This window comes from Mesorhizobium temperatum, from assembly GCF_002284575.1.
GTDB classification, from domain to species: Bacteria; Pseudomonadota; Alphaproteobacteria; order Rhizobiales; family Rhizobiaceae; genus Mesorhizobium; species Mesorhizobium temperatum.
Window position 1 is genome coordinate 292055 of the sequence record NZ_NPKJ01000019.1, and the last position, 17141, is coordinate 309195.

The 17141-nt window shown below is 62.3% G+C and carries 22 protein-coding genes; 14 read left to right on the top strand and 8 right to left on the bottom strand.

Annotated features, from left to right (window positions below; genetic code table 11):
* Positions 1–118: 118 nt before the first annotated feature.
* Complete coding sequence (locus tag CIT26_RS05355) at positions 119–1249, bottom strand: IS481 family transposase (protein WP_095491581.1); 1131 nt, start codon at positions 1247–1249, stop codon at positions 119–121.
* Positions 1250–1649: 400 nt separating this feature from the next.
* Here CIT26_RS05355 and CIT26_RS05360 point away from each other — a divergent pair, with 400 nt between their 5' ends.
* The 4 genes from CIT26_RS05360 (at position 1650) to CIT26_RS05375 (ending at position 4499) form a co-directional block, all read left to right on the top strand.
* The gene (locus tag CIT26_RS05360; protein WP_095491582.1) at positions 1650–3179 is read left to right on the top strand and encodes an ABC-F family ATP-binding cassette domain-containing protein; all 1530 of its coding nucleotides are present in this window, start codon (positions 1650–1652) and stop codon (positions 3177–3179) included.
* Between the two features lie 104 nt (positions 3180–3283).
* Complete coding sequence (locus tag CIT26_RS05365; RefSeq protein ID WP_095491583.1) at positions 3284–3469, top strand: hypothetical protein; 186 nt, start codon at positions 3284–3286, stop codon at positions 3467–3469.
* 188 nt (positions 3470–3657) lie between these two features.
* On the top strand, positions 3658–4086 hold the full coding sequence (locus CIT26_RS05370) for a VOC family protein (RefSeq protein WP_095491584.1): 429 nt from the start codon (positions 3658–3660) through the stop codon (positions 4084–4086).
* 59 nt (positions 4087–4145) lie between these two features.
* Positions 4146–4499 (top strand): DUF1428 domain-containing protein, encoded by a 354-nt coding sequence (locus CIT26_RS05375; protein ID WP_095491585.1) that lies wholly within the window; start codon positions 4146–4148, stop codon positions 4497–4499.
* Between the two features lie 7 nt (positions 4500–4506).
* Here CIT26_RS05375 and CIT26_RS05380 read toward each other — a convergent pair whose 3' ends face one another.
* The 3 genes from CIT26_RS05380 to CIT26_RS05390 form a co-directional block, all read right to left on the bottom strand.
* Complete coding sequence (locus tag CIT26_RS05380; protein ID WP_095491586.1) at positions 4507–6141, bottom strand: tetratricopeptide repeat-containing sulfotransferase family protein; 1635 nt, start codon at positions 6139–6141, stop codon at positions 4507–4509.
* 161 nt (positions 6142–6302) lie between these two features.
* On the bottom strand, positions 6303–6566 hold the full coding sequence (locus CIT26_RS05385) for a DUF1488 family protein (RefSeq protein WP_095491665.1): 264 nt from the start codon (positions 6564–6566) through the stop codon (positions 6303–6305).
* Between the two features lie 131 nt (positions 6567–6697).
* Positions 6698–6892 (bottom strand): hypothetical protein, encoded by a 195-nt coding sequence (locus CIT26_RS05390; protein WP_095491587.1) that lies wholly within the window; start codon positions 6890–6892, stop codon positions 6698–6700.
* 376 nt (positions 6893–7268) lie between these two features.
* On the opposite strand from CIT26_RS05390, the gene CIT26_RS05395 reads away from it, so the two are divergent.
* The 3 genes from CIT26_RS05395 (at position 7269) to CIT26_RS36430 (ending at position 8060) form a co-directional block, all read left to right on the top strand.
* A complete protein-coding gene (locus tag CIT26_RS05395; protein ID WP_095491588.1) occupies positions 7269–7535 on the top strand; it encodes a hypothetical protein in 267 nt (88 codons plus the stop codon).
* Complete coding sequence (locus CIT26_RS05400; protein WP_095491589.1) at positions 7532–7780, top strand: hypothetical protein; 249 nt, start codon at positions 7532–7534, stop codon at positions 7778–7780. Before CIT26_RS05395 ends, CIT26_RS05400 begins: the two co-directional genes overlap by 4 nt.
* Positions 7781–7922: 142 nt before the next feature.
* Positions 7923–8060, top strand: coding sequence for a hypothetical protein (locus CIT26_RS36430; RefSeq protein WP_023799867.1), 138 nt, complete (start codon positions 7923–7925; stop codon positions 8058–8060).
* A 231-nt stretch (positions 8061–8291) separates the two neighbouring features.
* Here the strand turns inward: CIT26_RS36430 and CIT26_RS05405 are convergent, their stop codons facing one another.
* The gene (locus CIT26_RS05405) at positions 8292–8693 is read right to left on the bottom strand and encodes a Kazal-type serine protease inhibitor family protein (protein WP_095491590.1); all 402 of its coding nucleotides are present in this window, start codon (positions 8691–8693) and stop codon (positions 8292–8294) included.
* A 449-nt stretch (positions 8694–9142) separates the two neighbouring features.
* On the opposite strand from CIT26_RS05405, the gene CIT26_RS05410 reads away from it, so the two are divergent.
* The 3 genes from CIT26_RS05410 to CIT26_RS05420 all read left to right on the top strand — a co-directional run bounded on the left by CIT26_RS05410 (position 9143) and on the right by CIT26_RS05420 (position 10459).
* Positions 9143–9355: a cold-shock protein gene (locus CIT26_RS05410; RefSeq protein WP_023799871.1), complete on the top strand. Its 213-nt coding sequence runs from the start codon at positions 9143–9145 to the stop codon at positions 9353–9355.
* Between the two features lie 256 nt (positions 9356–9611).
* Positions 9612–9824: a cold-shock protein gene (locus tag CIT26_RS05415; protein ID WP_006202521.1), complete on the top strand. Its 213-nt coding sequence runs from the start codon at positions 9612–9614 to the stop codon at positions 9822–9824.
* A gap of 218 nt (positions 9825–10042) precedes the next feature.
* The gene (locus CIT26_RS05420) at positions 10043–10459 is read left to right on the top strand and encodes a BA14K family protein (RefSeq protein WP_095491666.1); all 417 of its coding nucleotides are present in this window, start codon (positions 10043–10045) and stop codon (positions 10457–10459) included.
* Between the two features lie 116 nt (positions 10460–10575).
* On the opposite strand, the gene CIT26_RS05425 is transcribed toward CIT26_RS05420, so the two are convergent.
* The 3 genes from CIT26_RS05425 to CIT26_RS05435 all read right to left on the bottom strand — a co-directional run bounded on the left by CIT26_RS05425 (position 10576) and on the right by CIT26_RS05435 (position 12694).
* A complete protein-coding gene (locus tag CIT26_RS05425) occupies positions 10576–11217 on the bottom strand; it encodes an MBL fold metallo-hydrolase (protein ID WP_095491591.1) in 642 nt (213 codons plus the stop codon).
* Between the two features lie 120 nt (positions 11218–11337).
* Positions 11338–11655: a hypothetical protein gene (locus tag CIT26_RS05430; RefSeq protein WP_095491592.1), complete on the bottom strand. Its 318-nt coding sequence runs from the start codon at positions 11653–11655 to the stop codon at positions 11338–11340.
* A 145-nt stretch (positions 11656–11800) separates the two neighbouring features.
* Positions 11801–12694 (bottom strand): branched-chain amino acid aminotransferase, encoded by an 894-nt coding sequence (locus CIT26_RS05435; RefSeq protein WP_095491593.1) that lies wholly within the window; start codon positions 12692–12694, stop codon positions 11801–11803.
* A gap of 248 nt (positions 12695–12942) precedes the next feature.
* Between CIT26_RS05435 and CIT26_RS05440 the strand changes: the two genes are divergently transcribed.
* From CIT26_RS05440 to CIT26_RS05455, 4 genes are all read left to right on the top strand, one after another.
* Positions 12943–13476 (top strand): MarR family winged helix-turn-helix transcriptional regulator, encoded by a 534-nt coding sequence (locus tag CIT26_RS05440; protein WP_031255243.1) that lies wholly within the window; start codon positions 12943–12945, stop codon positions 13474–13476.
* Positions 13463–14182: a response regulator gene (locus CIT26_RS05445; RefSeq protein ID WP_095491594.1), complete on the top strand. Its 720-nt coding sequence runs from the start codon at positions 13463–13465 to the stop codon at positions 14180–14182. The genes CIT26_RS05440 and CIT26_RS05445 overlap by 14 nt, the downstream gene beginning before the upstream one ends.
* Positions 14183–14234: 52 nt before the next feature.
* The gene (locus CIT26_RS05450) at positions 14235–15647 is read left to right on the top strand and encodes an ATP-binding protein (protein WP_095491595.1); all 1413 of its coding nucleotides are present in this window, start codon (positions 14235–14237) and stop codon (positions 15645–15647) included.
* Positions 15648–15905: 258 nt separating this feature from the next.
* Positions 15906–16991, top strand: coding sequence for a glycosyltransferase family 4 protein (locus tag CIT26_RS05455; RefSeq protein WP_245319130.1), 1086 nt, complete (start codon positions 15906–15908; stop codon positions 16989–16991).
* Positions 16992–17141 lie beyond the last annotated feature (150 nt).

Consider the following 17141-nt stretch of genomic DNA (forward strand, 5'->3'; position numbering starts at 1 on the left):
CCAAGCTGGAACACCCCTCATCCGACCGAGCTTTGCTCGGCCACCTTCTCCCACAAGGGTGTTTGGACTGGGGACATCGCGAACAGGTGTGCGAGGACATCGCGAACAGTTTGCCATCCTATCGAGCCAGGGCATTGAGGTCGATGGTTTCTATTTTCTGGTGTCTGAACCAGGCGTCGAAGACGCCGTCGGCAGCGGTTGGGCGAAAGGCGACGGATTTGCCGGCGAAGGCCCTGCACAGGCGCATGGTGTGGCCGAGGATGGAGACGAAGCCATGCTGCTGAACGCGGCGGACGAGATCGTCCTTGGCATAGTCGAACGGCTCGACGATATCGCGATACTGGCGCTGCGAGACGCGGTAGCGGTCGAGCGGCACAGCGCCGCCAAGCGCGTCGTGCGGACGCACGGTGTTGTAGACGTGACGCCAGCGATCGAAGGCGTCCTGGGCCTTGGGGAGATCGGCAAAGGGCGGTCCCTGCAGCGCTTCGGCTTTGAGCGAGCGATGGAAGCGCTCGTCCTTGCCGAGCGTCTGCGGGTGGCAAGGCCTGGAGTGGCTGACGGCGACGCCAGCCTCGATCAGCCAGACGGTGAGCAGCGTGAAGTTGTTGCGGCCGCCGTCGCCCCAGGGCGGGCCGTTGTCGGTGGCGATACGCCACGGCAGGCCGTATCGGCGGAAGGCGGCGATCAGCCGGGCCTTCACGGTTGCGGTGGTCTGATCGGCGCAGGCCGACAGCGCGATCGAGAAGCGCGAATGGTCGTCGAGCACAGTGAGCGGATGCAGCCGACCGCCATGCAAGGCGATGTGGCCCTTGAAATCCATCTGCCACAGATCGTTGGGAGCTTCGTGCTCGAAGCGGATGAAGGGCTGCGCCCCGCCGCCCAGCGCGCCCAGCGCGATGCCGTTGCGGCGCAGGATGCCGGTCACCGTCGAGGCCGCGGGCGTGCCGATACCATCGCGGGCGATGACGCGCGCGATCTTGCGTCCACCCCAAGCCGGATGCGCTGCACGCACCGAAAGCGCAGCCGTTTCCACCTCCGGCGCGCACTGCGCCGGGCTCGATCTCGGCCGCCGCGACTGCTCGGCCAGTCCTGCCTCGCCCTCGCTCCGGTAGCGCGAAAGCAGCTTGTGGCCGCACGTCCGCCCGATGCCGAAGCGCCGACACAACGCGCTCACATTCGACCCCTCCACCAACGCCAGCCTCACGAACTCCAACTTCTGCTTCATCGCGCTTCTGTCCTTGAGCGGCATCCCGAACCCCCTCGCGCACAATGCGCAAAACTGTTCGCGATGTCCTCGCACACCTGTTCGCGATGTCCCCAGTCCAAACAAAGGGGAGAAGGGGGAGCATAGCCACCACTGTCAACGGCCGGCCACTTGCCATCCGCCCCACCCTTGGTGTAGCCAGTTTCTACAACTCAAACGTCTTGAAAGGAGGGCTGCATGTCTTTCGACCACCACCGTCAGCGCGGCCCTGTCCCTGCCCTGCGAGCTTGCTTGCAGGGCTGACCAGAGACGGTCCGGGTTCTCCCGCTTCGATTTTCTTGGTCTGCCCTTCGTGGTGCTGCAATGCCGAGCCTGATGGCCTGCCTGCGCACCGTCAAAGTGCATCGAACCGGAGCCTCACTCCGGGCAGACCAGAGAAATCAACATGGCCCTGATCAGCCTCAAGTCCCTCGGCGTCACCGTGAGTGCGCCGCTCTTCTCCAACCTCGATCTCACCATCGGCACCGGCGACCGCCTCGGCATCGTCGCCGCCAACGGCCGCGGCAAATCCACCTTGCTGAAGTGCCTGACCGGCGAGATGGAGCCGACATCAGGCGACATCACCCACACGCGCGGCCTGCGCGTCGGCTATGTCGAGCAGGCCGTTCCCGCCGCACTGGCCGAGCACCGCTTTCAGCAGGTGGTGGCGGACGCCTTGCCGGCCGAGCAGGCCGAAAGCGAGCAATGGCGCGTCGACGTGGTTCTCGATTCACTCGACGTGCCGCAGCCGATGCGCGAGCGGCCGATGCGGGCCTTGAGCGGCGGCTGGCAAAGGCTGGCGCTGATCGCCCGCGTCTGGGTCACCGATCCCGACGTCCTGCTTCTCGACGAGCCGACCAATCATCTCGACCTTGCCAAGATCAGCCAGCTCGAAACCTGGCTGAACGCACTGCCGCGCGAGGTGCCGGTGGTGATTGCCAGCCATGACCGGGCGTTCCTCGACGCAACGACCAACCGGACGCTGTTCCTGCGCCCCGAACAGTCGCCGGTATTCTCGCTGCCCTACTCAAGGGCACGCGATGTGTTGAGCGAAGTTGACGCCTCGACCGAGCGCAAATTCCAGCGCGACATGAAGGTGGCGCAGCAATTGCGCCGGCAGGCGGCCAAGCTCAACAACATCGGCATCAACTCGGGCAGTGACCTGCTGACGGTCAAGACCAAGCAGCTCAACCAGCGCGCCCAGCGCCTCGAGGAGGTCGCGGCACCCGCGCACCGCGAAAGATCTGCGGGCGCGATAAAGCTCGCCAATCGCGGCACCCATGCCAAGGTGCTGATCACGCTCGACGACGTGGCGGTCGAAACGCCTGACGGCACGCTGCTGTTCAGGACCGGCAAGCGCCATATCTGCCAAGGCGACCGCATCGTCCTGCTTGGCCGCAACGGTGTCGGTAAGTCGCGGCTCATCAGCCTGATCAGGAATGCCATCGTCGAGCCGGAGACGGCGGCGCAAGGCGTGAAGGTGACGCCGTCGACGGTGCTCGGCTACAGCGATCAGGCGCTGTCGGGCATCAGTGGCGACGACACGCCGCTGGCGATGCTCTCGCGCAGGTTCGATGTCGGCGAGCAGCGCGCCCGCTCGTTGCTGGCGGGTGCGGGCGTCGGCATCGACATGCAGGAGCGCAGGATCGGCGTGCTGTCGGGCGGACAGAAGGCGCGGCTGATGATGCTGGCGCTCAGACTCGCCAATCCCAATTTCTACCTGCTCGACGAGCCGACCAACCATCTCGACATCGACGGCCAGGAGGCGCTGGAAACGGAACTGCTCGCCCATCAGGCGAGCTGCGTGCTGGCATCGCACGACCGCTCCTTCATCAGGGCGATCGGCAACCGTTTCTGGCTGATCGAGAAGCGGCGGCTGGCCGAGGTCGACAGCCCCGAAGGTTTCTTCCGATCGGTGGCAGAAACGGGCGGTTGAAGCTTTGCGGCAAAAAATTCTGACGGTCTGTCGGGTCATGGCCGCGCGCCACGTCCTTGGGATGCCGACACGATGATGCCGGCGCCAATCGAGGAGAAAGCATCATGTCTATTCTGTCATCCGTAGGTCGTATAGCGACCCGTTACTCGGCGGCTCGCGCCCGTTACCGCAGCGAGCGCGCCCTCCTTTCATTGCCGATCGAGCTGCGCAAGGACATCGGCTGGCCGGAGATCGTCATCGACGCACAGAACAGCCCGCGGATTGCAATCTCCTTGTCCGAGGCAAGATGAAGAGACCCGCTGGCCGCAGCGGGGCCGTCATAAGCCTTGCGCGTCGCCCAGGGTCACTCCAGCCGCCGACGGCCCAGCCCATCTGGTCTCGGCATTAAAAAAACGCGTCGACGGTGTAGGATCGCCGCCGCCTCATTCGTCCTGCGAATGGCCGCAACGGCAAAACCCGGTATCAAGGAGGAACAGAGATGAACGATCAGCCCCAAACCCAGCCTGCCGCGAAAGTCCTCGGCGGATTGACGCCCTACCTTCAGCTGGACGGCGCCTTCAAGGCTTCAGAATTCTATCAGAAGGCGTTCGGCGCCGAGCAGGTCTTCTTCTACCCGCCGGACGAGCAGGGGCGGACGATGCACATCCATCTCCACATAAACGGTTCGACGTTGATGATTTCCGACTTCTATCCCGAGCACGGAATGGCCGCGGTGAAGCCGCAGGGCTTCACCATGCAGCTCCATCTCGGCAGCGACGACATCGACGCCTGGTGGAAGCGCGCAGTCGACGCAGGCTGCACGGTCGGCACGCCGCTGCAGGTGATGTTCTGGGGCGACCGCTGGGGTCAGCTGACTGACCCCTTCGGCGTGGAGTGGGCGATGAACGCGCCGGTGAAGGCGGCGTAGCGCCTTCTTTCCTTCTCCCCTTGCGGGAGAAGGAAAAATCCAATCCAAGGAGAACCACAATGTCCTATGTCGATGGTTTCGTACTTGCCGTGCCCAAAGCAAATCTCGATGCCTACAAGAAGCTGGCAGAAACAGCCGGCGCCGTCTGGAAGGAGCACGGTGCGCTCGCCTTTGTCGAATGCATAGGCGATGACGTGCCCTATGGCGAGGTCACCTCGTTCCCGCGCGCCGTGCAGGCCAAGGACGACGAGGTCGTCGTCTTCTCATGGGCCGTCTATGAATCGCGGCAGAGCCGCGATGCGGTAATGGCCAAGGTGATGGCCGACCCACGCATGAAATCCGACTGGTCGGCGATGCCGTTCGACGGCAAGCGCATGATCTTCGGCGGCTTTCAGCCGTTCATTGAGCTGTAGGCCCGCATTACGCTAGCCGGTCGAGCAGCGGCTTGAGCCGGTCGCCATAGCGCTTCCACAGATCGACCGAGCCCTGGTACATCGGCTGGCGCACCTGCGCCGCCGATGCCGTGCGCACCGGCCGGTCGGTTTCGTGGAACGACAGCACCGCATCGTCCCATAGCAGGCCAAGATGGGCGATCAGCGCCCGCGTCTGCCCTTCCTGATCGGCGACGAAATCCTCGTAGCGCACATCATGCACGACATCAGGCAGAACGGTGCGCCAATGCGCCATGATATCGGTGTAGAGATTGTGGAAATCGGCGAGCTCGCCGAGGTCGTAGCCGTAGCGGTGGCTGTCGCCGCGGAAATGCACCTTGTAGATCGACAGGCAGGTCGCCGCCGCGTCGCGCGCGCAATGGATGATCTTGGCCTTGGGCAGCATCAGATGGATGAAGCCGATCAGCAGGAAGTTGCCGGGCATCTTGTCGGTGACATGCCGGAAACCCGGATAGCGGGCGTGCAGCAGGTCTAGATAGGCCTGGCCTGCCTCGGCATAGGCCTTGTCGGGCAGGTCGGCAATCCCGCTGGGGAAACCGCCCTTCATACCAGGCGGAAACTGCTTGCCGACCGCCGTCTTCAATATGCCGAGCTCACCGGCGCCATAGACCTGGGGATGGCTGGCGATGATCTGCTCGACCAGCGTGGTGCCGGAGCGCGGCATGCCGACGACGAAGATCGGCGTGTCGTCGGTAATCCCGCTCGGTCTGTGCTTGTCGAAGAAGGCCTTGTCGAACACCGCCTTCATCGCCTCGAATTCGGCACGTGTCTTGCCCGCATCATAGTCGATGCCCGTGCGGCGGATCGCATTGCCTTCGGCGAAATAATCGAAGGCACGGCCATAATCCTTCAGATCGTCATTGGCCTTGCCGAGGCCGAACGAAAGCTGCATGCGCGCCAGGCTGCCTTCCGGCGCCTTGGCGTGCTGCGCCTCCATCCCGGCAAGCTCGGCGTCACGCTCCTGCTGGCGCTTGACCTGAGTGAGCATCAGCCAGGCCCTGGCCATACCGGGATCGACCGCCAGCGCCTGCCGGAAATGCTCCGCTGCCTCTCCGAGGTTGCCCTTCTCCATCAGCCCGACGCCCAGACCGTGCAGCAGGTCGGCGTCCTTCGGCCGGATTGCCAATGCTTCGCGGAAGACGGCAAGCGCCTCCTCCAGCCGCCCCGCCTCCTGCAGCGTTTCGGCAAGCCCGATGCGGGCGCGGACATGGAACGGGTTGCGACCGATGGTGCCGCGATAGATCTCTTCCGCGCCCTCGAACTGGCCGAGTTGCTTCAGCGAGGAGCCGAGATTGTCGCGCGCCGCGAGTTGGTCCGGCCGGATTGCCACCGCGCCACGGAAGAAATCGACGGCTGCACTGACACGGCCGAGGTCGCGCATCACCGTGCCGAGGTTGTTGAGGAAATCTGGATTCTTGGGCTGCAGGCGCACCGACTGTTCGAGGAGATCAAGTCCTTCGGCGCTGCGCCCGGTCTGGTGCAGCAGCAAGCCGAGGAAATGTGCTGCCGCCGCGTGGTTGGCTTTTTGCGCCAGCACCTGCCGGTAGAGCATCTCGGCTTCCTGCCGGCGCCCCGCCTGATGCAATTGCAGCGCCTGCTGCACGCGCTGGTCGAGCCCCAGCGGCGGCTGTCCGCCTGAGCCGAAATTAGCGCCCGCGCCTGCCGGTCTTCTCTGATCTCTGTTGATGGGAAACCTGCCGTGTTTTGTCCGCCTGCCGCGATCTAGGCCATCGGCGCGGTAGGTTCAAGGGTTCGCAGGCCAGCTTACCGGAAATCGGCCTGGGTCAATACATACATGTTCTTGCGGCCGTGCGAATAGGCTTCGCGCGCAACATCCTGGATCGACGAACGCTCCGCATCGAAGGCGCTGAGATACTCGGCTTCCGCTCCGCTTGTGGCCGTTGCCGCCGGAAGCGCTGCAATCTCCACAAAGAACGGCACTTCGAACATGCCGTCATGGCCGACGAAGCGAATGCGCCTGGCGGCAGCGTCATAGGAGCGGCTGCGGTTGGGAAAATTGAGCGTCATGATCGAGTTCCTCAGCGCATGACCCCGAACCGGAAGTTCGGAAAGGATCATGCGCAAAATCAAAGTACTACAGCGCCCTTTGCGCGTCCAAAAGGACGCGCGGCGCTGTAGGGCACTGCAAGCCGGCCATGTCAGATCAGGCGGTTGGTCTCCGCAACCTGTTTGGCCCGCCGCACCGTGCCGTCGGTGTCGGCGATCCTTCGCCGTGCAGCCTCGTCACTTCGTATCGTCAGACGCGCCGACATGACTTTCGCAGGCCCGACGGTCGGCGTGACGACGGGATTGATTGTTACGGTTACGCCACTCGGCGTTTTCACAGAGATCATGAAGTTTTTCCTTTCAAACGAAATAAAACATAGATGCCGGCACAAAAGTTCCGGCGACGTATCAGACATTTTCAGAAAGCTCTTGAATCATATCAGCATTCTGCAAATAATTATAGAGAGAGAATTTTGTGAATGGATCATGATCCGGCAGGAACCTTCTTGAATAAGCCGCAATTTCGGATTAAAGAATTGAGATCGTTTTTTGGGCCAAGCTTGGCATCTCGCGGCGTCAGAGGTTCTCGACCCGCCAAACTCATTCCAGATCGCCGATACCCAAATTGCCGACACAGGGACGCACGACATTAAAGCCCCGGTGCCGCGAAGCGGGCGCCACCTTATCGGATCCAAGCCGGAAACGAGACTTCGAGGCACGAGAATGTCTGGCCGAACTACCCATTCCATAGCGCATTTCGAGGCACCCTTCATGCTCGGCGGCCTGGAAGGAAAATTGCCGGCCGGCGACTACGACATCGACCACGATGAGGAGCTTATCGATGGCATGTCGTGGCTTGCCTGGCGCCGTGTCGCGACCTTCATCCATCTGCCGGCGAGGACGGTGAAAAGCCAGACCAGCCAATTGGTCGCTATCGACCTCGCCGAACTCGAAACCGCGCTGAGGCGCGACCAGGAGAATGCCGTATGATCCGTTTCCAGCAGAACGCGCGCCCGCGCACCGACACGCCGGCGCATCTTTTCGCGATCGGCCAGACCGTTCGCATGAAGAGCCGTACCGGCCTTGTCCAGAAGACCGCGGAGCTGTTCCAGATCAAGAGCAAGCTGCCGGTCAAGGACGGCTCGCCGCAATACCGCATCCGCAGCGACGAGGAGACCTATGAGCGGGTCACCACGGAAGACAATCTCGAAATGGCGGACAATCCGAGCGTCTAATGCATGTCGCCCAAAAGTGCGAAGCGGTTAACGACATGCATAAAAACAAAAGCTTTAAGCGCGTCGACTGAATCCTTTTCACGCGATGTGCTTTGGTTCCACATCAACCACCACCACGTTAATCAATCACGAGGACCAAGAAATGGCCAAGGGTCAACAGCGCAGCAACCGCGAGACACGCAAGCCCAAGAAGGACAAGACGGCGGCAAAGCCGGCCTCGCCCTTCGGCTCGGCCGTCAAGCAGGCGGAAGCCGGTTTGAAGCCGAAGTCCAAGGGCTAGTGGCTGACGGATGAGCAACCCTGCATTCATCCAACCGCCGCGCGGATCGGATTAAAGATCCACGCAACGTCGAAGCCATATGGTCAGGATTGGCTAGGGCCGAGTTCATCGCCCATTGCCATAAGGCGAGGCTGCCGGCGTAGAGGCAAGAGGCGCCAACTGCCCTCCCCGCCTATGTCCAGTTGGCAGATGGGCCCTCCCCGTCCGGAGACGGGGGAGGAAACCAGCCTCTCAGCAGGGACCGTCGTCGACGATACGATAGTCGGCGGCGCGAGCCTCGCAGGCGTTGGGGAAGGTGCGCAATTCGCCACGGCGGCGTGCGCAGACAGGGGCATACTCGCGCGTGCAGAATGTCTGCTCGTCACCACCGCCGCCGCCGTCGCGGCACTGGCCGTCGCGGATGATGCGGTACCCGGCCCGCTCGGCAAGGCAGGCATTGGCGAAGGTCTGGCGGTCGCCGCCGCGCCGGGCGCAGACCGGATCATACTGCTTGGTGCAGAATTGCGGCCCGGGCCTTGGCGGGCGGTACCCCGGTCCTTCCTCCACCACAACCGCGGTACAGGCTGCAAGAACTGCCGACAGCAACAGGATGGCAAAACCCTGCCGCGAGAAGATTGCCGCAAGAAATTTCATGACCGTACCTCCCGAGCCCCCGCTCCGGCGCAAAATACGCTCCACTCCAAGCCGATCCTCGCCATTCCGCTGCCAAATGCAACCCCTGTTTGCAAGCTGCCCCCGCCCGCTGGACCATGCGTGGCCGGGCTCTGGCTGATGACCGGGCGAGCACCCCGCCCTATCGATGCCACGCGTCGGAATGCGCCCATCGGGCGGCCCGCGGACGCTACCTTGCAACGATCACCTTTCCGTGCGATAAATTTTGTGTTCGGGCATTTGCGACCCGGAGAGCGGAACGTTTTGGACGACCTTTCCCCGATACTGTGAATCTCTGACGGCCCCGTTTTTCGGCGGGGGGTTTTGACCATGCGCCAATGCATGACTGCCGAAGCAACCACCGGGACTTGCCCACGGCGTCAGGCGGCGGGCAAACCACAAAGACTGACACGGGTGAAGGAGTTTCCCCAATGGCCCAGACCGGCACCGTTAAATTCTTCAACGCTACCAAAGGCTTCGGCTTCATCACGCCAGATGACGGCGCCAAGGACGTGTTCGTCCACATCTCTGCGATCGAAGCTTCGGGCCTGCGCACGCTCGTCGATGGCCAGAAGGTCACCTTCGACGTTGAGCCCGACCGCATGGGCAAGGGACCGAAGGCGGTCAATCTCCGCGCGGACTGAATCGTCGGCGCGCGCACGTCCGCGCGGACGTGCCAGGAATGTGCCCGGGGCCCCTTCAGAGGCCTTGAACCGGCTTTCAGCGCCGGACCCGAGTTTTCGAAGGCGCGGCGGTTTTCGTCGCGCCTTTTTCTTGGCGTGGCGGCAAGCCAGGGCTCGCAAAACTTTCTCTTGCCGATGACGCTAAAATAAAGGACAAATTTCCACTCGGGCATTTGCCGGCCCGAGACTGGACTTGATGGGATCAAAGGAGCTTCCCATGCCGCAGACCGGCACCGTCAAATTCTTCAATCATGCCAAAGGCTTCGGCTTCATCACGCCGGATGATGGCGCGAAGGATGTCTTCGTCCATATTTCGGCCGTGCAGGCGTCGGGTCTTCCCGGTCTTGAGGATGGGCAGAAGGTAACATTCGACACCGAGCCGGACAAGCGCGGCAAGGGTCCGAAAGCCGTCAACCTGTCGATCGGCTGAGCCGAGATCGAGACAGCGTCGGACGGTCCCGTGGCGCAGGTCCGCTCCTTGTTGAGCGTACGATATTTGTGCCTTGCGCCATGCCTGATCGATGAATATCGGCTGGCCCCAGCCCCGTCAATTTCGTTCAGCCCCCGTTCAGCCACGGTCGCCTATTAGCTTCGGTAAAGCCGGACCGCATCCCCCAAATTACCCGGGCCGGCATGAAGGAGACCGACATGAATCGAATTTTCAAGACCGCCGTCCTGTCCGCCGCAATTGCTGCGACCACGCTCGCGACCTTGCCAGCGGCTAGCGCTGGTGACTGGCGCCACCGGCACCATCATCGTGGCAATGGCGATGCGATCGCGGCAGGCGTCCTTGGCCTCGCGGCCGGCGCCCTGATCGTTGGTGCGCTCAACAACCCGCAGCCCAGCTATTACGACCCCGGCTACGACGATTACGGTCGTTATCCACGCCCCGCCCCGGTGCGCCGCTACTACGCGGAACCGCGGGTCGTCTACAATGACGGCTACGCAGAGCCATGGACCCGTGGCTGGTATGAATATTGTTCGGATCGCTATCGCTCTTTCAACGCCCGCACCGGCACGTTCACCGGCTATGACGGCGAACAGCGTTTCTGCACCGCGAACTGAGGCTTTCCTGCCCCCAAACAAAAGCGCTGTCCGCAAGGCCAGCGCTTTTTTGTTGTCCGTATGCAAAGGGAAGAGATTGAAGCGCGTCGCATGAGGCACCCCAGACGCGACGCGCTTTAAATCAGGAATGGATTGCTCCGGCGCTCCTCGCCGAAGCGGCCGCCGGGACCATGGCCGCAGATGAAGCCGATGTCGTCGCCGAGCGGCAAAAGCTTGTCCTTGATCGAGGCGATCAGCGCGGCGTGGTCGCCGCCCGGCAGGTCGGTGCGCCCGACCGAGCCGCGGAACAACACGTCGCCGACATGGGCGAACTTCGCAGCACGATTGTAGTAGACGACATGTCCGGGCGCGTGGCCGGGGCAATGAAGGACCTCGAACGCGTGCTGGCCGAACGAGACGGTATCGCCTTCGCTGAGAAAGCGGTCGGGCACGCAATTGCGTACCGGATCGGTGATGCCGTAGTGTTTCGCCTGGTTCTCGAGATTGGCAAGCAACGGACGGTCGGCCTCATGCGGGCCGATGATCTCGATGCCGAGCGCCTCCTTCAGTTCCATGGCGCCGCCGGCGTGGTCGATATGACCATGCGTGATCCAGATTGCGCCGGCGTTGATCGCATTATCCTTGAGCACTGCCAGCACCTTATCGATGTCGCCGCCCGGATCGACGACAACGCCTTGTCTGTCGTCCATATCGAAGAGGATGGTGCAGTTTTGCTGGAACGCCGTGACCGGCACGATACCGGCATTGAGCTGACCCATGATCGTCCTTTCGCTGTGTCGGCCCTGATGTAGAGACACATGTAAACGGCGTCCACCGCTGCCACGACACAAAAATGGGCGGCCGAAGCCGCCCATGCGAAAAGCCCGAAACCGCCAGGCTTACTTCTTCATCGCATTCATGACCGCGCCGATGATGGCCGTCAGAATGGCGCCACCACCGGCACCGCCGACGATGTTCTGCACATTCAGCGCGCTGCCCAATCCGCTCGTTGCCGCTGCGGCTGCAGCCGGATCGATCGTACCACCGCCGAGCAGGCTGCCGAGGATGGCCGCACCGCCGACGCCGCCAAGCGCGCCGCCCAGGATTTTGGTAAGCTGCCCCATTGCCGCTGTTTTGAGCGCCGCGCCCACCGCCTGGCCACCGATGATACCCGTAATCACCTGAACAATGATCGGAAGAAGCGTGTTCATGTCCATATTACCAGTCCCTCCATAGCTGCCAGCCTCCCGGGCCGACAGCATCATGAGACGCCGAATTGGACGAAAGTCAAATGCAGAACTGCTTAAATAAAAGGGGCGGCTCGAAAACCGCCCCTACTTATTAAAAAAGCTGTGACTTTCGTTATTCTGCGGCGATCGCATGCTTGGGTTGAACGGCTGCAGAATAGTCGTTCATCAGAGTCTTGGCGATTTCACCCACCTCGAATCGGTATGGACCGATCTCTGAAACGGGCGTCACCTCGGCCGCCGTTCCGGTGAGGAAGCACTGCTGGAAGCCTTCGAGCTCTTCCGGCATAATGGTGCGCTCGATCACCTCGAAGCCGCGATCCTTGGCAAGGCCGATCACCGTACGGCGGGTGATCCCGTCGAGGAAGCAATCGGGGGTGGGTGTGTGGATCTTGCCGTCCTTGACGAAGAAGATATTGGCGCCGGTCGCTTCCGCAACCTGGCCGCGCCAGTCGAGCATCATGGCGTCGGCATAGCCTTTGGCTTCGGCGGCGTGCTTGGACATGGTGCAGATCATATAAAGGCCGGCAGCCTTCGATTTCGACGGCGCGGTGCGCGGATCGGGGCGGCGCCATTCGGCCAGATCGAGACGGATGCCCTTCAGCTTCTGTGCCGGATCGAAATAGCTCGGCCACTGCCAGATGGCGATGGCGCAGTTGATCCGGCTGTTTTGCGCCGAAACGCCCATTTGTTCGCTGCCGCGCCAGGCGATCGGCCGGACATAGGCATCCTGGAAACCCTGCTTCTTCAACAGCGTGCGGCAGGCATCGTCGATCTCGGCAACCGAATAGGGAATCTTGAAGCCGAGCAAGCGTGCCGATTCGTGCAGGCGCTCGCTGTGGTCGGTCAGCTTGAAAATCTCGCCGCCATAGGCGCGCTCGCCCTCGAACACCGCGCTGGCGTAGTGCAGGCCATGGGTCAGCACGTGGATCTTGGCGTCGGTCCATTTGACGAACTCGCCGTTCATCCAGATAAAGCCGTCCATTTGGTCAAAGGGAACGGATGCCATGGTAACCTCCCGCGGGCGGCCGCCCGCACATTATTGTGTCGTTGCGTGTTTCAAGTCAGCCGCACCGAGCGGCCGGTATCTCGAAGCGTAGGCGGATATATAAGGTCTGGCAAACACAGGAAGTTCCGGAAAAACGGCTTTCCCTTGCCTTTTCGTTCGCAATCCGCCGAAAAGCTTGTCAAAAATTACCATTGCCGGGAAATTACGTCAATAGTACTGACATAATTTCCCTTTCGCACGGAGAAAAGATGACGGATCGCAGCCACCCAGCCGGAAAACCGATCAGGACGGCGATCACCGACGAGGACGGCATCGACTTTGCCATCATCGAATTGTTCTTCTTCGCCTATCGCGATTTTACCTCCGATCCGGACCAGATCCTGTCCGACTACGGCTTCGGCCGCGCCCATCACCGGGTTCTGCATTTCGTCAATCGCAGGCCGGGCCTGACGGTCGCCGAACTCCTCGACGTGCTGAAGATCACCAAGCAGAGCCTGGCGCGCGTGCTCAAGCAACTGATCGACACCGACCACATCGTCCAGTTGCAGGGTCCGCGCGACCGCCGCCAGCGCGAGCTCTATCCGACAGCCAAGGGCCGCGCCCTGGCACTGGCGCTGGCACGGCCACAGTCACGCCGCATCCATGCTGCATTGGAAGATTCCGGAGCCACCGAACGCGCCTTGATCGAGCGCTTCCTGGAAGCGATGGTCAATCCGGAACTAAGGGCGCAGATCGACATTGTGCCCGCAAAAACGTCAGGGAAAAGCCATGGAGACCATTGAAAGGGTTGATCGACCGGCAGCACCGGACGACGACGCGCCGCATCTGCTGGTGATTGATGACGATACCCGTATCCGCAATCTTCTCAAACAATATCTGACCGAAAACGGCTTTCGCGTCACCGTTGCCGGAAATTCCGGCGAAGCGCGGCGCAAGCTCGCCGGCCTCGATTTCGACCTGCTCGTGCTCGATATCATGATGCCGGGCGAAACCGGCGTCGATCTCGCCAAGGCGCTGCGGGCAAGCAAGAACGTGCCGATCCTGATGCTTACCGCGCTCTCCGAGACCGACAGCCGGATCACCGGGCTCGAAGCCGGCGCCGATGACTACCTGCCGAAGCCTTTCGATCCCCGCGAATTGATCCTGCGCATCAACAACATCCTGCGCCGCGGCGGTCCGGCAACGACGCCCAAGGTCGAGCAACTGGTCTTCGGCCCCTACACGTTCCAGATCGCCAGGCGGGAGCTCAAGCGCGGCGGCGAGGCTCTGAAGCTGACCGACCGCGAGCAGGAGATCCTGGCGATCTTCGCGGCGCGGGCCGGCGAAACGATACCGCGTCATGAGCTTGTCGGCGACGAGTCCGAAGTCGGCGAACGCACCATCGACGTCCAGATCAACAGGCTGCGCCGCAAGATCGAGCGCGATCCGTCCAATCCGGTCTGGCTGCAGACCGTGCGCGGTATTGGGTATCGGCTCAGCGTGGAATAGACTGACGCCCACAGCCCCTTGTTGAGTGGCTGAAGATGAGCAAAAAGGGCGAATGGCGACCACACAACTGGAACGGCCGGGAGATCGCGGCTTGAGCGCTCGCGCCACGCGGGCGCTCAAGGCGGTGCCGCTTGCCTGGAAACGGTTCTGGCGCCTCGTTTCGCTTTACATGCCGAAGCGGCTCTATGCCCGCTCGCTGATCATCGTCATCGCACCGATGATCCTGCTGCAATCGGTCCTCGCCTTTGTCTTCATGGAACGCCACTGGCAGACCGTGACACAGCGCCTGTCGCAGGCCACGGTCCGCGACATTGCCGCGATCGTCGACCTGGTAGAAACCTATCCGAACGACGCCGACTACGCCAACATCATCCGCATCGCGCAGGATCGCATGCAGCTGAAGATCGACTTGCTGCCGCCCGATCCGCTGCCGGCGCCCGGTCCAAAGCCGTTCTTCTCGATCCTCGACGAAATTCTCTCGTCCGAGATCACCCATCAGATCAACCGTCCGTTCTGGATCGATACGGTCGGCAATTCCAATATCATCGAGGTCCGTGTCCAGCTCGAGGGCAAGGTGCTGCGCGCCTTCGTGCGCCGCAGTCAGGCCTATGCCTCGAACACGCACATTTTCCTGATCTGGATGGTCGGCACCTCGCTGGTCCTGCTGATGATCGCCATCCCGTTCCTGCGCAACCAGATCCGGCCGATCCTGACGTTGGCCGAGGCCGCCGAAAGTTTTGGCAAGGGCCGGCCGATGCCGCTCGATTTTCGTCCGCGCGGCGCCGAGGAGGTTCGCCGCGCCGGCTTTGCCTTCATCCAGATGCGCGAACGTATCGAACGCCAGCTCGAACAGCGCACCGCCATGCTTACCGGCGTCAGTCACGATTTGAGGACCATCCTCACCCGCTTCAAGCTGCAGATTGCGCTGACCGGGACCAAGGCCGACACCGAGGCGCTCGGCCAGGACATCGACGACATGCAGTCCATGCTGGAAGGCTATCTCGCCTTTGCCCGCGGCGAGGCGACGGAAGACGCCGGCCGTTTCAATCTTCAAGCCTATTTCGACAAGCTCGGCGAGGAGGCCACGCTGCGCAAGCGCAAACTGTCGACCGCGCTCGCCGGTGATCCAAATGTGCATGTGCGGCCCCACGCTTTTGCCCGGCTGTTGTCCAATGTCGTCGGCAACGCCTTCCGTTATGCTAAGACGATTGAGATCAACGCCAACCACGGCCGCGGCTCGCTGCTCGTCACCATTGACGACGACGGTCCGGGCATTCCACCCGAAAAGCGCGAGGACGTGTTCAAGCCTTTCGTGCGGCTTGATGAGGCCCGCAACCTCGACGCCAGCGGCACCGGCCTAGGCCTTGCCATCGCACGCGACATCGCGCGCAGCCATGGCGGCGACATCATGCTGGACAAGAGCCCGCTCGGCGGCTTGCGCGCCGTCATCAAGGTTCCGGCCTGATTGGAGCGACGTGCGTCCAATTGGACGCACAAAGTACGCTCTAACACTTTGAACCTACGCATCGTATTTTCCGAAAATCGAATTCGATTTTCGGCCGATGCGCTGCTTTCCGGTGGTTGTAGACGGCCGTCGGCTATGCCTTCATCGGCCCGTCATGAAACCATGCTGAAGAGCGCGCATGAAGCGCGTGATCCTGATTGATTCGGCCTTGCGGCCTCGCATCAAGGAAACCGACGACCTTTCAAGCAAAGGGCTGCTATGCGCATCCTGATGGTTACCGACGCCTGGCGCCCGCAAGTCAACGGCGTCGTCCACACGCTGGAACGGCTTTCGGAAACCCTGAAATCCTTCGACGTCGAGACGGACTTCCTGACCCCGAACATCTTTCGCACCTTGCCCCTGCCGACCTACCCGGACATCCGGCTGGCGCTGACGACGCCAGGCCACGTCGCGCGCCTGATCGAGGCGCGCAATGCCGATCATATCCATATCGTCACCGAAGGCCCGCTCGGCATCATGGCGCGGCGCTATTGCCGCAAAGCCGGCCGGCCGTTCACGACAAGCTATCACACGCGCTTTCCGGAATATCTGAGCGCGCGGCTGCCTATACCGGAAGCCTGGGCCTATCGCTGGCTTCGCAATTTCCATAATTCCGGACAAGGCACGCTGGTCGCCACCCAGTCGCTGGCGGACGATCTGTCGGCGCGCGGCTTCACCAAGCTGAGACCATGGACACGCGGCGTCGACACCGACCATTTCCGGCCGGACAAGAAGAAGGATCTGGGACTCCAGCGACCGATCTTCCTCTGTGCCGGCCGCGTCGCAATCGAAAAGAACCTGGCCGCCTTCCTCGATCTGGATTTGCCCGGCAGCAAGGTGATCGTCGGCGAGGGGCCGGAGTTGGCCAGGCTCAAGGCCAGATACCCCGATGCCCATTTCCTTGGCCACCGCCCGAACGACGAACTGGCCGAAATCTACGCCTCGGCCGATGTCTTCGTCTTCCCCAGCCGCACCGACACGTTCGGCAATGTCATCATCGAGGCGCTGGCCAGCGGCACGCCGGTCGCAGCCTATCCGGTGACCGGACCAATCGACATTGTCGGCGACGGCGACGGCGGAGCGGTGTCGAACGATTTGCGTGAGGCCGCGCTCGCCGCGCTCCACGTCGATCGCGCCGAGGCGCGCCAACGGGCGATGCGCTATAGCTGGAAAGCCTGCGCGGAGATGTTCCTGGAAACGGTTGGAGAGGCACTGGGCACCCAGCGAAAACTGACACCAACTTTCGTCATTCACGGGCGAAGCGGCGGCGAAGCCGACGCGCAGACCCGAGGATCCATTCCGTGACCTGCGGGCGGCCCCTTCGGTGAAGAACTTGTTGGGTTGAGGCGGCGAGCCGCACTTGCTCCACGGGAGCGGCCAAGGAAAGAACAACGCGATTCTGGACCGTCCTATTCTTCGACCACTGCTACGGCGTGGATCCTCGGGTCTGCGCGT